This is a genomic window from Tianweitania aestuarii (assembly GCF_018457165.1).
In the GTDB taxonomy this organism is placed as follows: domain Bacteria; phylum Pseudomonadota; class Alphaproteobacteria; order Rhizobiales; family Rhizobiaceae; genus Tianweitania; species Tianweitania aestuarii.
The window spans coordinates 731,674-747,202 of sequence record NZ_JAFMNX010000001.1; the positions used below are offsets into that span (position 1 = coordinate 731,674).

The window sequence follows — 15,529 nt, forward strand, 5'->3', positions numbered from 1 at the left end:
CATGCTTGCGCGACAACTGGTTCGCTGATTTCACGATCAGGCGGTCAGCCGGTTCGACGAAGGGGAGCGGGCCTCAGGCCCGGAAAGGGTTTTACGATGCGGCAGATGGCAAAGGGCGCGGTTACAGCGCTGATCCTGGCAGCGGGGCTTTCAACGGCAATCCAGCCGGTCTTCGCCAAGGAAACGCCTGCCGAAAGCGCCGATCACATCGATCCGCTGACGATCAGCTCCTTTTCCGGCGCGTTCCTGGCAGCTCGTACTGCCGAGATCGACAAGGACTTCACCAGCGCGACGATCTATTACAAGCGTGCGCTCGCGCTTGATCCCGGCAATCAGGATATCGAGAAGAGCCTGTTTCTCGGCTTGATCGCGCAGGGCAATTTCGACCAGGCGCTCAAATATGCCGAAGAGTTGAAGCTGGTTCGCGGCGTGTCGCGCTTCAGCGCGATCGCGCTCGGCATCGATGCCATGCGCAAGCGTGAGTACAAGCAGGCCGATACGCTGTTCAGCGGCGATGTCGAATCGGACCTCGACCAGCTGGTGACGGGCCTTCTGTCGGCCTGGGCCAAGCTTGGCACCGATGCGCCCAAGTCTGCGCTCGACACACTCGACCGTCTCGACGGCCCGCCGTGGTTTGCCTTGTTCGTGGGCTATCACCGCGCTCTGATCGCCGAGGCGGCGAAGATGGATGATGAAGCGCGCAAGAGCTTCGAAGAAACCATGGCCAATCAGGACGCAGGCGGTGCCGCGCCCGACACCTATCTGCGGGCCGCTGAAGCCTATGCCGGTTTCCTCGCACGCAAGGGCGAGAAAGACGCCGCGCTCAAGGTTCTGGATACCGCCGACCGGTTCATCAGCGGCCGCTTGCCGATCCTGACGCTGCGCGACGAAGTGCGCGACGGCAAGGACATTCGCAAGCTCGTCAAGAACCCGGCCGAAGGTGCCGGCGAAGCGATGTACAACATCGCTTCCGCGCTCAACCAGTCCGGTGGCGAGGACTTCGTTCGCATCTACCTGCAATTTGCCCGAGCGTTGAACCCGTCCAACGACATGATCCTGCTGCAGCTCGCCAGCATTGCCGAACAGCAGCAGCTGCCGCAGGAGGCGATCGATCTTTATTCCAAGATCTCCGACCGTTCCCCGCTGAAACGCGCGGCCGAGTTGCAGATCGGTTTGAACCTTGCCGATCTCGACCAGAAGGACGAGGCGATCAAGCATCTGCGGGTCGCGCTCGAACAGGACAAGACCGACATGCGCGCCTATCTCGCGCTTGGCGGCGTGTATTCCAGCCAGGAAAACTACAAGGCCGCCGCTGAGGTCTATGATGAGGCCGTTGCAACGCTGGCCGCGCCTGAGCGCGCCAACTGGAGCATCTTTTATCAGCGCGGCATCGCCTATGAGCGGCTGAAGCAGTGGGACAAGGCCGAGCCGAACTTCCGCAAGGCGCTCGAACTGTTTCCCGATCAACCACAGGTGCTGAACTATCTCGGCTATTCCTGGATCGACATGAACCGCAACCTCGATGAAGGCTTGACCATGATCAAGCGCGCCGTCGAGCTGCGGCCGAGCGATGGTTATATCATCGACTCGCTGGGTTGGGCCTATTACCGCCTCGGCCGCTTCCCGGAAGCGGTGACGGAACTGGAACGCGCGGTGTCCTTGAAGCCGGACGATCCGGTTTTGAACGACCACCTCGGCGATGCGTATTGGCGCGTCGGACGCAAGCTGGAAGCGACCTTCCAGTGGAGCCATGCGATCGACCGGAAGCCGACGGAAGCCGAGCTGCCGAAGATCCGTGAGAAACTCGCCGAAGGGTTGCCGGATATCGAGCCGCCGGCAGCCGCGAAGGCCGATGAAACAAAGCCGCAGCCGGCAACCGAGCAGCCTGCATCCGACAAGAAGGGCTGACGCCCCACTATAAAAAGGCCCGCTTTGCAGCGGGCCTTTTTTTGGCGCGTGTAACGGTGATTACATCGTGCGGTTGTTGTGCGTCTTGCGATGGATGTTGCGCGAGGCGCGGTTCTGCTGGCGCTCAAGGCGGCGGCGTTCGGCTGGGGTAATGTAGCCGTCACGGGCGGCACGATGCTGCGAGCGATCGATACGGCGCTGCTGTCGCTGGATCTGGCGCAACTCGCGCGGGGTCAGTTCGCCGCGTGCAATGCCCCGTTCGATGCGGTGTCCCTGACGATATTCCCGCGATTGCGTGTGATGCGTTTGTGCAAGGCCAGGCATGGTCGATGCAATCAAAACGGCGACGGCGCTTAGAACGATCTTCTTCATGGTTCTTTCCTTCAAAAGCTCCAACACAGTGGATCAGGTGGAGCTTGGCGCAAGAACGGTGAACCGCACCTGAAGGATGCGTTTACCTCTATCACGGATTGTGACAGCACCTCCGGGGCCATGCGAAAGCCTGCAGCGAGGCGGCTCGTCAATCGGCGCTGCCAAACCAGTGCTGCCAAACCAGTGCTGCTTGACGCTTGGGCGACCCCGTCCTAGGACGACGACCTCTGCCGCCGACCACCCGAGGCTCGCTTGTCCGTATCCCAAATGTCCGCCCACAACGATCCACGCCGCTCGTTTCAGGGCCTGATCCTGACGCTTCACGCTTACTGGGCGGATCACGGCTGCGTCGTGCTGCAGCCCTATGACATGGAAGTGGGCGCCGGAACCTTTCATCCCGCAACGACGCTGCGCGCGCTTGGACCGAAGCCATGGAACGCGGCGTACGTGCAGCCCTCGCGCCGTCCCAAGGATGGACGGTATGGCGAGAACCCCAATCGTCTCCAGCATTATTACCAGTATCAGGTGATCCTGAAGCCGAACCCGGCCAATCTGCAGGAGCTGTATCTCGGCTCACTGAAGGCGATCGGTCTCGATCCGCTCGTGCATGACATCCGTTTTGTCGAGGACGACTGGGAAAGCCCGACGCTGGGCGCCTGGGGCCTCGGCTGGGAATGCTGGTGCGACGGTATGGAAGTGTCGCAGTTCACCTATTTCCAGCAGGTTTGCGGCATCGAATGCGCGCCAGTGGCCGGCGAATTGACCTACGGCCTCGAGCGTCTCGCCATGTATGTGCAGGGCGTCGACAACGTTTACGACCTGAACTTCAACGGCCGCGAAGGCGACGAAAAGGTCACCTATGGCGACGTGTTCCTGCAGGCCGAGCAGGAATATTCGCGCCACAACTTCGAACATGCCGATACGACGATGCTGCTGCGCCACTTCGAGGATGCGGAAGGCGAGTGCAAGGCGCTGCTCGCCGCCGGTGCGCCGCGCGAGGGCGGGCCGCAGCGGATGGTGTTTCCGGCCTATGACCAGGCGATCAAGGCCAGCCATGTGTTCAACCTGCTCGATGCGCGCGGTGTGATCTCCGTGACCGAGCGGCAGAACTACATCCTGCGCGTGCGCAACCTCGCCAAGGCCTGCGGCGAGGCGTTTCTGCTGACCGATGCGGGCGGCTTCAATTTTCAGACTGAGGCTGCGTGATGCCTGACCTGCTTCTCGAACTTCGCTCCGAGGAAATCGCCGCCCAGCCCGTGCGCCCGCAGCGCCATCGGCGCGAGGACGCGCAAACAAGAAACCAGCATGCGGCTGGAGCCCACTGATGCCTGATCTGCTTCTCGAACTTCGCTCCGAGGAAATCCCGGCTCGCATGCAGCGCAAGGCTGCGGGTGACCTCAAGAAGATGATCACGGACGGCCTGGTGGAAGCCGGGCTGACCTATGAAGGCGCGCAGGAATACTGGACGCCGCGCCGGCTGACGCTCGACATTCGTGGTCTGACGGCGCGTTCCAAGGACGTGCGCGAGGAGATCAAGGGCCCGAGCACCAAGGCGCCGGAAGCGGCTATTCTCGGCTTTTTGCGTAAGTCAGGACTGACTGATGTTACGCAGGCGCATACGCATTCGGACCCGAAGAAGGGCGACTTCTATGTCGCGCATCTCGTGAAGCCGGGCCGCAGTGCCGAGGAGATCATTGCCGAGCTCGTTCCGGCAACCATCCGCGCTTTCCCGTGGCCGAAGTCGATGCGATGGGGCAAGGCCTCTGCGAAGCCCGGTTCCTTGCGTTGGGTGCGGCCGCTGCAATCGATCCTGTGCACCTTCGGGCCTGAAACCGGTGCCGAGCCGGTGGTGATCCCGTTCGAGGTCGATGGCATTCGCTCCGGCGACGTGACCTATGGCCACCGCTTCCACGCGCCGGATGCCATCACGATCAAGCGCTTCGATGATTATGTCGCAAAGCTCTTTTCCGCCAAGGTCGTTCTGGACGCCGAGCGCCGTAAGGAAATCATTCGTCACGACGCCAACAATCTGGCCTTTGCCAGCGGCTTGGAACTGGTGGAAGACGACGCGCTGCTCGAGGAAGTCTCCGGGCTGGTGGAATGGCCTGTCGTGCTGATGGGCGAGTTCGAGCAGGATTATCTGCAGATCCCCGGCGAGGTGATCCGCCTGACCATTCGCGCCAATCAGAAGTGCTTCGTGACGCGCCGGAGCGGTGCCGAAGAAACGACGCTCGCCAACCGCTTCATCCTGACGTCCAACATCGAGGCGAGCGACGGCGGCAAGGAAATCGTGCACGGCAACGGCAAGGTCGTGCGCGCACGGCTGTCCGATGCGCTGTATTTCTGGAACACCGACCAGGCCGATCTGCCGGACAGGGAAGAACTGCGCGCTTCGGGCGACAAGTTCGGCCTCGACCTTGCCAAGCCGCTCGACCAGCGCATGGCGCGCCTCGACAGGCTCGATGTGACCTTTCACGCCAAGCTCGGCACGCAAGGCCAACGTGTGAGTCGCATTGCAGCGCTGGCAGAAGAACTCGCGCCGATCATTGGCGCCGATCCCGCACTGGCCAAGCGCGCAGCGGTGCTGGCGAAGGCCGATCTGACCACCGAGGCCGTGGGCGAATTCCCTGAACTTCAGGGTGTCATGGGCCGCAAATATGCGCTTTTGCAGGGCGAGGCCAACTCGGTCGCGGCAGCGCTGGAAGAACACTACAAGCCGCAGGGCCCGTCAGACCACGTGCCGACCGATCCGGTTTCGGTCTCGGTGGCGCTGGCCGACAAGCTCGACACGCTTGTTGGGTTCTGGGCGATCGATGAAAAGCCGACCGGAAGCAAGGATCCGTATGCTTTGCGTCGTGCAGCGCTCGGCGTGATCCGGATCCTCGTCGAGAATGGCGTAGAGCTGAAGCTGCTTCCGCTTCTGGAGGACCATGATGGCGTTGCCGGAAGGACGATCCCGGCGGCTTCCGATGAAGGCACTGGCGGGATCAAGGCGATCGGCCGCGCGATTGTGTCCGTTTTCCACAAAGGACGAGATACCAATCAGAACAGCCTGGACCTCCTGTCCTTCTTCCACGACCGTCTGAAGGTCTATCTCCGCGACCGTGGTGCGCGGCATGATCTGATCGATGCTGTGCTGGCAACGGACTCGGCCAATGACGATCTGCTTCTGATCGTGCGCCGCGTGGAAGCGCTCGGCACTTTCCTCGATACCGAGAACGGCAAGAACCTGCTGGCCGGCACCAAGCGTGCGGCGAACATTCTGGCCGCCGAGGAAAAGAAGGGCACGGCGGTTGCCGATGCTGTAGATGCAGCGATCTTCAAGCTGCCACAGGAGGAAGCGCTCTTTGCGGCCGTCAACCAAGCTGAGAAAGATGCTGCGGAAGCGATCCAGCGCCAGGACTTCTCGGCTGCCATGCAGGCGCTGAGCCAGTTGCGGGCTCCGGTGGACGCCTTCTTCGACGCCGTTCTGGTGAATGACGAGGATGAAAGCGTGCGGGCCAATCGTCTGGCGCTGCTGCAGCGCATCCGCGCCGCCACCGGTCAGGTCGCGGACTTCTCGCGCATCGCGGGCTAAGCGATGTCGGACCGCGCCGCGATCGAGCGTGCCGTTACCGAGCTTGCCGCCGGCCGCCTTGTCGCGGTTCCGACGGAAACGGTGTACGGCCTCGCGGCAGATGCGACCAATGGCGAAGCGGTGGCCGGGATCTTCGAAGCCAAGGGCCGGCCACGCTTCAATCCGCTGATCGTCCATGTCGCCGACCGCGCCATGGCCGAGCGCATCGCACGTTTCGACCCGCTTTCCGCAGCGCTGGCCGACCGCTTCTGGCCAGGACCGCTGACGCTGGTTCTGCCTTTGCAGCAGGCCAGCAACATTCATCCGCTGGTTACGGTCGGGCTCGACACGGTGGCGCTGCGCATGCCGCAGGGATTGGCGCGCGACGTCATCGCCGCCCTAGGCAAACCGATTGCGGCCCCCAGCGCCAACACGTCCGGGCGCATCAGCCCGACGAGCGCGCAAGCGGTGCAGGACGATCTTGGTTCCAAGCTCGCTTACATTCTCGATGGCGGTTCGGCGGATGTCGGCGTGGAATCAACGATCCTGAAAGTGGAAGGCGACATCGTTCGTCTTCTGCGTCCGGGCGGACTGACGGTCGAAGAGATCGAGGACGCCATCGGCCAGGACGTTGTTGTCGGCAGCGCGGGCCCGGCTATCGAGGCACCCGGCATGCTCGCCTCGCATTACGCACCGGATGCTTCCGTGCGGCTCCATGCCGAGCATATCGAGGCCGGGGAAGCGCTGCTTGCCTTCGGGCCGGATCGCGCGAGCGGCTTCGAAAGTGCAGCGGCCGTTCGCAACCTTTCGGAAAAAGGCGATCTGCGCGAAGCTGCAGCCAATCTCTACGCGCATCTTCAGGCGCTTGATTGCTACGGCGCGCGCATGATCGCGGTCGAACCTGTTCCGCAACACGGGCTGGGCGCAGCCATCAACGACCGCCTGAGCCGTGCCGCCGCGCCACGCGGCCAATAACCAGCCTTTAATCTTTACGTTCTGCTAAGCATCAATGCTTCGAATACGAAGCTTGATGATTTATGTATTGCGGTTGTATTCCGATAACCATTGTCGAAGCTGAAATTGCTTAACCCAACTTCTTAAGTGCGGCGGTAAGGAGCCCGCTCTAACTTCCACTTCAACGAGGCCGGAACACCGGCCCGGAAGCTGAACCGGACCACCGGAAGACGCTCAGGAAGAACAGGAAGGCACGGATGATGATGAACACGGGATTGAAGCCGGTTTGGGCAAGCAACAACATGCGCCTGGACCCGTTCCACCTGCCGCAGGCGGTAACCTATGCCAGCCGCGATGAGCAGGGGGATGTTCATTTCACGATCGACAAGCGCGGCGCGGTGATCCGCCGTTGGCTGGAGCGCAGCGGTCTGCCGGTCACGATCGCGCTGCCGGCACCAGCATTCCAGGGCGTTGCTGCCCGAGCAATGGAAGACGAGACCGGCTATGTGACGGTGACGCTCGAATTGCACCATTCCGACCCGCAGCTTTCCGTGCCGCTTTTGGTGGCGCATGATCTGGACGATGTGGCAGCCGATTGGCGCGCCTGGGCGGAAGCCTATCGTTTGCCGATGCTTCTGGTGGAATCCGACGGCGTGGCGCGCACGCTGGAAGATTCGATCGGTGGCGTCACCAATGGCGAACCCAAGCCGCGCCGCAAGCGCGCGACATCCGCGCCTCGCCGCCCACGCTTCCTCGCGCGCCGCAAGATCGGCAATCTCGGCCTGCGTCTGGTGGTCGACGGCGAAGAGATCATCGCCCGCAGCTAAGCGGGCGAGTGGATCAGAGATAGATGCGCAGAGCGGCCCACGCGCCGCCCGCCATCAGCCCGATGAACATTAGCCAGCCGATGGTCGAGTTTGAACGGAAAAGTTTGAGGCACTGATCGGGGTTGTCGATATCGAGCACGCTGATCTGCCTGAACATATGCGCGGCCGCTGCGAGCAACCCGGCCATCGCGGGCAAGGGCACCTGCGCCAGTGTAAAGGCCGAAGCAAACAGGATCAGCGCGCCGCCATAAAGATAAACCAGCGCTTCCTTGGTGCGGTCGCCGAACAAGCGCGCCGTTGATCGCACGCCCACAAGCGCGTCGTCTTCCTTGTCCTGATGGGCGTAAAGCGTGTCGTAGCCGATCGTCCACAAGATCGCGCCGAGGTAAAGCAGAACGGGTGCTGCATCGAGCCGCCCGAAATAAGCCGCCCATCCCATCAGCGCACCCCAGGAAAAGGCGAAGCCGAGAAAAAGCTGCGGCCAGTCGGTCACGCGCTTCATGAAGGGGTAGATCGCAACGGGAACCAGAGCACAAAGGCCGGTCACGATCGCGAATGTGTTGAACTGAAGCAGCACGGCCAAACCGACCAGCGCCTGCGCCACCAAAAACGCCCAGGCCTGCTTGCGGCTGACCTGACCCGCCGGCAGCGGCCGTGAACGGGTGCGGTCGACCTTTTCGTCGATGTCGACGTCCACGATGTCGTTATAGGTGCAACCGGCACCTCGCATCGCAATCGATCCGATCAGGAACAAGACGATGTGCCAGGGTGAAGGCAGAACGCTGGCGATTGCGTCGCCCGCCTGCGCACCGGCTGCGGCCGCCATCGCTGCCGACCACCAGCACGGCCAAAGCAGAAGCTGCCAGCCGATCGGCCGGTCCCAACGCGCCAGCTGCGCATAAGGCCACATGCCGCGTGGCAGCAGGCGATAAGTCCAGTGCCCCGAAGGCGCATCCTTGACGCGCCCGCGCACGCCTGACGATTGAACGGTTTCCATGAAGAGCGGGAGTGGCAGGGGCGGAGCAGGGCGTCAAGATGGTATGGTTGTTCGGTCGAGAACACCGTCCTTCCAGCTTGCCTTTCCTGCCTCCCACCCTTAGGCGGAAAGCCAAGATTTCTGCGGACCTTGGTTTCTCATGAACGTTCTCCTGATCGGCTCCGGTGGCCGCGAACATGCGCTGGCCTGGAAGATTGCTTCCTCGCCGAAGTTGACGACGCTGTATGCCGCGCCCGGCAACCCCGGGATCGCCGACCATGCGGAGTTGGTTGATCTGACTGTGACGGATCATGCGGCGGTGATCTCCTTTTGCCGGGACAAGGCTGTCGAGCTCGTTGTCGTCGGGCCGGAAGCGCCGTTGGTCGATGGCTTGTCGGATGCGCTGCGCGAAGCGGGCATCAAGGTGTTCGGACCGAGCAAGGCAGCTGCGCAGCTGGAAGGCTCGAAGGGCTTCACCAAGGATCTCTGCGCACGCTTCGATATTCCGACTGCAGCCTATGGCCGCTTCGACAATGCCGCCGACGCCCGTGCCTATATCGAGAGCAAGGGCGCGCCGATCGTGGTCAAGGCCGATGGATTGGCTGCGGGCAAGGGCGTCACGGTCGCCATGACCACGCAGGAAGCGCTGGATGCCGTGGATGCCTGCTTCGACGGCAGCTTCGGCGCGGCCGGTGCGGAGCTGGTGGTCGAGGAGTATCTCGAAGGCGAGGAAGTCAGTTTCTTCTGTTTGTGCGACGGCAGCGCTGCTCTGGCCTTTGGGGCAGCACAGGACCACAAGCGCGTCGGCGACGGCGACACGGGCCCCAACACCGGCGGCATGGGCGCTTATTCTCCAGCGCCTGCCTTCACCGATGCGGTCGAGAAGGAAGTGATGCGCGATATTATCGCGCCGACGCTGAGGGGAATGCGCGAGATCGGCATGCCGTTTTCGGGCGTTCTCTTTGCCGGGCTGATGCTGACGAAGGATGGTCCCAAGCTCATCGAGTATAACGTCCGCTTCGGAGATCCCGAATGCCAGGTGCTGATGATGCGCCTGCAAAGCGATCTGCTGGCTCTTCTGGATGCGGCAGCGCAGGGGCGTCTGCCCGATCAGACGCCTGAGTGGAGCGAGGATACGGCGCTGACCGTGGTCATGGCTGCCGAGGGGTATCCAGGCAAGCCGCGCACCGGAACCGTCATCAAGGGCGTCGAAACGGCGGCGGGCGAGGGCGCCAAAGTGTTCCATGCCGGTACGGTTTTGAAGGATGGGGCGCTGCTCGCCAATGGTGGACGAGTGCTCAACGTGACGGGAAAAGCGCCGACGGTGGGCGAAGCGCAGGCCAAGGCTTACCAGGCCGTGGATCGCATCAATTGGCCGGAAGGCTTCTGCCGCCGTGATATCGGCTGGCGAGCTGTGTAGCCGGGCATCTCGTTTGTTTGACGCTACAACACTGAGACATTATAATGGTCTCTGGAGTGGAGACTGAGCTTTCGCCCAGCCTCCGTTTCCTCAGATGATGAATTGAACCCGGAACTTCAGCTGCCAGCCGGTCCGGGTTCTTTTCATATCCAGGGTGACACTCAGTGGTATGAACCACATCATCGTCACCTCCAGTTTCAAGGACAAAGCCTGTTTGCCTCAGCCGGGAAAGCTCATCCTCCCGGTCGCGCCGGCTGGCTGGCGCTGCTGCTTCTGCCCTCAAAAACAGATTATCGACGCATAGCAGCGTTCTTTCTGTCGGCAAGATGGTTGTAGTGAACTGACGCTCGCTGCGCTGCCTCTTCAAAAGCCTCTGAAAACCGTCTAACACGCGTTAGGTTACGGAGGATCTTGCATGTATCGCGCGCCGGTCGACGACATCGCCTTTACCCTCAAGCAGGTTGCGGGGCTTGGACCTGATCTTGAACAGGGGCGCTACGGCGATCTGTCGGATGATCTGGTGGATGCGATCTTGAGCGAGGCCGGGCGCTTTGCGAGCGAGGAGATCGCGCCGCTGAACCTGCCGGGCGACATGGAAGGCGCGCGTTGGAATGATGGCGCCGTGACCATGCCGAAGGGCTGGCCGGAGCTTTACCATCGCTGGCGTGAAGGCGGCTGGAACGGGTTGTCCGGTCCGGGAGAGTTCGGCGGCCAGGATCTGCCGGTCATGATCAATGTTGCCGCCAACGAAATGTGGAGCGCGGCCTCCATGGCGTTCGGACTGGGGCCGCTGCTCACGATGGGCGCGGTCGAGGCGCTGGACAAGCACGGTTCGGAGGCGCTGAAGGCGACCTATCTCGCCAAGCTGGTGTCGGGTGAATGGACCGGCACGATGAACTTGACCGAGCCCCAGGCAGGGTCCGATCTGGCTGCGCTGCGTACACGTGCGGAACGGCAGGACGACGGCACTTACCGCATCTTCGGGCAGAAGATCTTCATCACCTACGGTGAGCACGACATCACCGACAACATCGTTCATCTCGTTCTGGCACGGCTGCCGGACGCACCGGCCGGCACGCGCGGTATTTCCCTGTTTGTCGTGCCGAAGTTCCTGGTCAACGAAGATGGATCGCTCGGCGCACGCAACGATGTGTTCTGCGCTTCGATCGAACACAAGATCGGCATTCATGCTTCGCCGACCTGCACGATGATCTTCGGCGACAACAAGGGTGATGCGGCTCAAGCGGGTGCCGTCGGCTATCTGCTTGGTGAAGAAAACCGTGGCCTCGCTTGCATGTTCACCATGATGAACAATGCGCGTCTCAATGTGGGCATCGAAGGCGTCGGCATCGCTGAAGCCGCTTACCAGAAGGCCAAGGAATACGCGCAGGAGCGGCGTCAGGGTCGACACGCCACGGCAGCCGGTGCCGATATGAGCCCGATCATCGAGCATGCCGATGTTCAGCGCAATCTTCTGACGATGAAGGCGCTAACGGCTGTGGCGCGTTCGATCTGCTATGCCTGCGCCAATGCGCTCGACCGTGCCCGCTCGGCTGAGGGCGAGGAGGCCAAGACCTGGCAGGAACGCGCCAACCTGCTGACCCCGGTCGCCAAGGCTTTCTCCACCGATATTGGTGTGGAAGTCGCGTCGATCGGTGTTCAGGTGCATGGCGGCATGGGCTTCGTGGAGGAAACCGGTGCAGCGATCTTCTATCGCGACGCCCGTATCGCCCCGATCTATGAGGGCACCAATGGCATTCAGGCGATCGACCTCGTCACGCGCAAGCTCCCGCAATCCGGCGGTGCGCAAGTAACCGGCTATATCGCCGAATTGCGCGCGGATATCACTGCCTTGCGAGCTTCCAATTCGGCCGATCTCGGACAAGCGGCGGATCGGCTGGACGCCGCGATCGATGATCTGGATGATGCGACGGGCTGGTTGCGAACGGCGCTCAGCGAAGGCCGGATGGAAGAAGCGCTGGCCGGTGCAACGCCTTACCTGCAGCTGTTCGGCTTGGCGGCCGGCGGCGCTTATCTCGCCCGTGCAGCAGTTGCCGATACTGGGGCTGCGCGTCGGGCGCTCTGCCGCTTCTTTGCGGAGAACCTCGTTGGCGAAACGGCAGCCCTCAAGTCGCGCGTGATCGAAGGCTCCGAAAGCCTCACCGCTGCCCGCGCTGCGCTGGCCTGAGGAGAAACGCACAATGAGCGAGCTGATCCAGAACGAACGTCGCGGTGCGGTCAACGTCATACGCATCAACCGTCCCGACAAGAAGAACGCGCTGACCTTTGCCATGTATGCCGCGATGGCTGCCGCTCTGCGCGCAGGCGATGCGGATGAGTCCGTGCGCGTTCACGTCATTCTCGGCGTGCCCGGCGCGTTTTCAGCCGGCAACGACCTCGCCGACTTCGTGAAGATCGCGTCGGGTGAAAGCCAGAGCGAGGAGATCTTCGATTTTCTGCGCGCGCTCGCCACAACCAGAAAGCCGCTGGTGTCGGGTGCCGATGGCATTGCGGTCGGGATCGGCGCGACGCTTCACCTTCATTGCGACCTGACGTTTGCCACGCCGCGCACGGCGTTGCGCACGCCCTTCGTGGATCTCGGCATCGTGCCGGAGGCCGGCTCCAGCCTTCTTGTTCCCGAACGGCTCGGGCATCAGCCGGCTTTCGCACTGCTCGTCATGGGCGATCCGCTTGGGGCGGAAGCCGCGCGTCAGGGCGGGCTGATCCATGCGGTTGTGGACGAAGAAGATTTGGAAGCGGCAGTTTTTGCTGCGGCGGATCGTCTGGCCAGCAAGCCGGCCAACGCGCTGAGGATTGCGCGTGAGCTGATCCGCGGATCGCGCACCGAACTTTTGCAACGCATCGACGAGGAAGCCGAGGCGGTGCGCACCGGCTTGAAGTCGGATGAGGCCCGCGCCGCCTTTGCAGCGTTTCTCAACAAGAAGAAGGGTTGAACGCACAAGCTGCGCGCTATCTCCTCGGACAGAACGATCAGCCGAGGAAGAACTCATGGATTACGTCAAACTCGGACGCACCGGCCTCGATGTGTCGCGCATCTGCTTGGGCTGCATGACCTATGGCGAACCCGGACGCGGCTCGCATGAATGGACGCTGCCGGAAGCCGACAGTCGGCCGCTGATCAAGAAGGCGCTCGATCTCGGCATCAACTTCTTCGACACCGCGAATGTGTATTCCGACGGCACCAGCGAGGAGATCGTCGGTCGTGCGCTGAAGGAGTTCACCGATCGCGACGAGGTGGTGATCGCCACGAAGGTGTATAACCGGATGCGACCGGGACCGAATGGCGCTGGCCTGTCGCGCAAGGCGATCCTGAGCGAGATCGACCACAGCCTGAAACGTCTGGGCACGGATTACGTCGATCTCTACCAGATCCACCGCTTCGACCATGCCACACCCATCGAAGAAACGCTGGAAGCGCTGAACGATGTCGTGCGCGCCGGTAAGGCTCGTTATATCGGCGCGTCGTCCATGTATGCCTGGGAGTTCGCGCAGGCGCTCGCTTTGTCCGAGCGCAAGGGCTGGGCGCGCTTTGCAACCATGCAGAACTATGTGAACCTGCTTTATCGCGAAGAAGAGCGCGAGATGCTGCCTTTGTGCAAGGCGGAAGGCATCGGCGTCATTCCCTGGAGCCCAATGGCGCGCGGACGTCTGACGCGCGACTGGGAGGAAAGCAGCTTCCGTGCCGACACCGACAAGTTCGGGCAAACCCTTTACGCGGAAACCGCCGAAGCCGATCGCAAGGTGGTGGAGGCCGTGGCAGATGTTGCGCGGCTGCGTGGCATTCCGCGGGCCCAGGTAGCCCTTGCCTGGGTGTTGCAGAAGGACCCCGTGACAGCACCGATCATCGGCGCCAGCAAAGCGAACCATCTGGACGATGCCGTCGCCGCCTTGTCGGTGAAGCTGACGCCCGACGAGATCGCCGCGCTGGAAGCGCCCTATGTTCCGCACGCGGTTGTGGGCTTCAGCTAGAAAACAGTGAGAGAAGCAAAGAAGGGCAAACGTCGAGCGCCCTTCTTTGCTTGAGATCATCTTTTTTACTTGGCGGCGAGGAAGTCGGCGACCTCAAGCAGGATGAACTCGTTGTGGGCGGCCTTGCCGATTTCGCGGCCGCCGGAGAACGGCAGATTGTTGTCGGCGGCAACCAGGATATGCGTGTCGTCAACCTTCATGACGTCTTCGATCGTCTGGAACGGGAAGGTGAACTTGCCGTCCGGATCGTTCTTGACGATGGACTTGTTGGCTTTGCCGTCCGGATCATCGATGTTCATGAGGTCGATGGAGCCGATACGGCGCATCGCGCCATCCTGATCGATCTGTGCAGTGTCTACCAGGACGATGCGTTTGACCTTTGCCGGCATTGGATAACAGGCCGACTTGTCGGAGCCGTCGGCTTTACATTCAAGGCTGGCATTGCCTTCGCCGGCATCGCGTTCGATCACCAAAGCACGGGTATTGTCGATAAAGTTGAAGTCTCCAATATTGGTGGCACCTTCGCCGAGCGGAAACTTGTAGCTGTCGCCGGTCCAATCATCCTTTGCGGGATCGAAGGTCAGTACGGTCAGCGCCTTGCCTTCGGGCTGGCCGCTTTCGCCGTAAAGGGGCTTTTCCAGCATGGCCCAAAGCAAATTTGTGCCGGGTTGGAGCGCCATACCTTCATAGCCGCCGGAACGCTGGGCCTGGAAATCCTTGCCGGCGACGGCGGGCACAGTGACGCCGGGCGTGTCCGGCCCGAGCAGCGGCTTTCCGTCGAGCTTGGTTGGATAGACGGCCAGGATCTTGCCATCGAGCGTAGCATGGATGAGGTAAGGACCGAACTCGTCGCCGATCCAGACCTCGTTGTTCAGAACCTGCATGCTTTCCGGATCGAAGTCGGCACCCGTCAGATAGCGGCTGTCCGTCCCTTCATAGGCTATGCGGAACGGCACCTTGCGATCGGGATCGCGCAAAAAGATGGAGTCGAGGCGTTCGACTTTGCCTGAGGTGAAATCCGGCTTCATCTTGTGGAAGAACAGCAATGCGTCGGCGCTGTTGGCTTTGGCGCCGAACCCATTGTCGGTCAGCGTGTAGATGCTGCCGTCTTCTGCATGATTCATGGCAAAGCCGGACATGCCCTGAACAGGCTGGCCGAGGAATGGCAGCGACAGGTCGGTGGGATGGTTGCCATAGACAGCACCCACATCGCCCGGCGCAGTCATGGGCTTGTCGTTGCGTGTCTTGCCGGTGAACTTGCCGGAGGTCCAGGCATCGCGCGGCGCATCGGCAGGCGGCGCGATCAGGGTCATGGCAGGAAGATAAGCATGGCCCGCAAGCTTGGCGGGAAAGGTCTCTTCGGCATGAACCGAAGCCGAGATCGCGCAAAGCGCGACGGATGCGAGAATGGCGCGGAGCGTCATGAAACTTCCCCCTTCAGAAGTCGGATGATCAACGCTGCGGAGTTAGGTCCTTCAGATGACAGGGATTGTACGTGGCGATGAAGGATCGATGACGGCGCAGCC

General features: G+C 62.0%; 12 protein-coding genes. 9 read left to right on the forward strand and 3 right to left on the reverse strand.

Features of this window, described 5'->3' with window-relative positions:
• Positions 1 to 96: 96 nt before the first annotated feature.
• Positions 97 to 1,908, forward strand: a complete 1,812-nt coding sequence (locus tag JYU29_RS03490; protein WP_213983356.1) for a tetratricopeptide repeat protein — start codon at positions 97 to 99, stop codon at positions 1,906 to 1,908.
• Positions 1,909 to 1,968: 60 nt separating this feature from the next.
• Here JYU29_RS03490 and JYU29_RS03495 read toward each other — a convergent pair whose 3' ends face one another.
• Positions 1,969 to 2,280: a hypothetical protein gene (locus JYU29_RS03495; RefSeq protein ID WP_213983357.1), complete on the reverse strand. Its 312-nt coding sequence runs from the start codon at positions 2,278 to 2,280 to the stop codon at positions 1,969 to 1,971.
• 267 nt (positions 2,281 to 2,547) lie between these two features.
• Here JYU29_RS03495 and JYU29_RS03500 point away from each other — a divergent pair, with 267 nt between their 5' ends.
• From JYU29_RS03500 to JYU29_RS03515, 4 genes are all read left to right on the forward strand, one after another.
• Positions 2,548 to 3,486 carry a glycine--tRNA ligase subunit alpha gene (locus tag JYU29_RS03500; RefSeq protein WP_213984241.1) on the forward strand — a complete coding sequence of 313 codons (939 nt, stop codon included), beginning with the start codon at positions 2,548 to 2,550 and terminating at the stop codon, positions 3,484 to 3,486.
• 118 nt (positions 3,487 to 3,604) lie between these two features.
• Positions 3,605 to 5,857 carry a glycine--tRNA ligase subunit beta gene (glyS, locus tag JYU29_RS03505; RefSeq protein WP_213983358.1) on the forward strand — a complete coding sequence of 751 codons (2,253 nt, stop codon included), beginning with the start codon at positions 3,605 to 3,607 and terminating at the stop codon, positions 5,855 to 5,857.
• A 3-nt stretch (positions 5,858 to 5,860) separates the two neighbouring features.
• Positions 5,861 to 6,811: an L-threonylcarbamoyladenylate synthase gene (locus tag JYU29_RS03510; protein WP_213983359.1), complete on the forward strand. Its 951-nt coding sequence runs from the start codon at positions 5,861 to 5,863 to the stop codon at positions 6,809 to 6,811.
• A 242-nt stretch (positions 6,812 to 7,053) separates the two neighbouring features.
• On the forward strand, positions 7,054 to 7,617 hold the full coding sequence (locus JYU29_RS03515; protein WP_213984242.1) for a DUF6101 family protein: 564 nt from the start codon (positions 7,054 to 7,056) through the stop codon (positions 7,615 to 7,617).
• A 13-nt stretch (positions 7,618 to 7,630) separates the two neighbouring features.
• Here the strand turns inward: JYU29_RS03515 and ubiA are convergent, their stop codons facing one another.
• Positions 7,631 to 8,614 (reverse strand): 4-hydroxybenzoate octaprenyltransferase, encoded by a 984-nt coding sequence (gene ubiA / locus JYU29_RS03520; protein WP_213983360.1) that lies wholly within the window; start codon positions 8,612 to 8,614, stop codon positions 7,631 to 7,633.
• A 139-nt stretch (positions 8,615 to 8,753) separates the two neighbouring features.
• Here ubiA and purD point away from each other — a divergent pair, with 139 nt between their 5' ends.
• The 4 genes from purD to JYU29_RS03540 all read left to right on the forward strand — a co-directional run bounded on the left by purD (position 8,754) and on the right by JYU29_RS03540 (position 14,003).
• Positions 8,754 to 10,013 (forward strand): phosphoribosylamine--glycine ligase, encoded by a 1,260-nt coding sequence (gene purD / locus JYU29_RS03525; RefSeq protein WP_213983361.1) that lies wholly within the window; start codon positions 8,754 to 8,756, stop codon positions 10,011 to 10,013.
• A gap of 415 nt (positions 10,014 to 10,428) precedes the next feature.
• Positions 10,429 to 12,201, forward strand: coding sequence for an acyl-CoA dehydrogenase family protein (locus tag JYU29_RS03530; RefSeq protein ID WP_213983362.1), 1,773 nt, complete (start codon positions 10,429 to 10,431; stop codon positions 12,199 to 12,201).
• Between the two features lie 13 nt (positions 12,202 to 12,214).
• Complete coding sequence (locus JYU29_RS03535) at positions 12,215 to 12,967, forward strand: crotonase/enoyl-CoA hydratase family protein (RefSeq protein WP_213983363.1); 753 nt, start codon at positions 12,215 to 12,217, stop codon at positions 12,965 to 12,967.
• A 55-nt stretch (positions 12,968 to 13,022) separates the two neighbouring features.
• Positions 13,023 to 14,003: an aldo/keto reductase gene (locus tag JYU29_RS03540; protein ID WP_213983364.1), complete on the forward strand. Its 981-nt coding sequence runs from the start codon at positions 13,023 to 13,025 to the stop codon at positions 14,001 to 14,003.
• Positions 14,004 to 14,068: 65 nt separating this feature from the next.
• On the opposite strand, the gene JYU29_RS03545 is transcribed toward JYU29_RS03540, so the two are convergent.
• Entirely contained in the window at positions 14,069 to 15,427 is a 1,359-nt protein-coding gene (locus JYU29_RS03545; protein WP_213983365.1) for an esterase-like activity of phytase family protein, read from the reverse strand.
• Positions 15,428 to 15,529 lie beyond the last annotated feature (102 nt).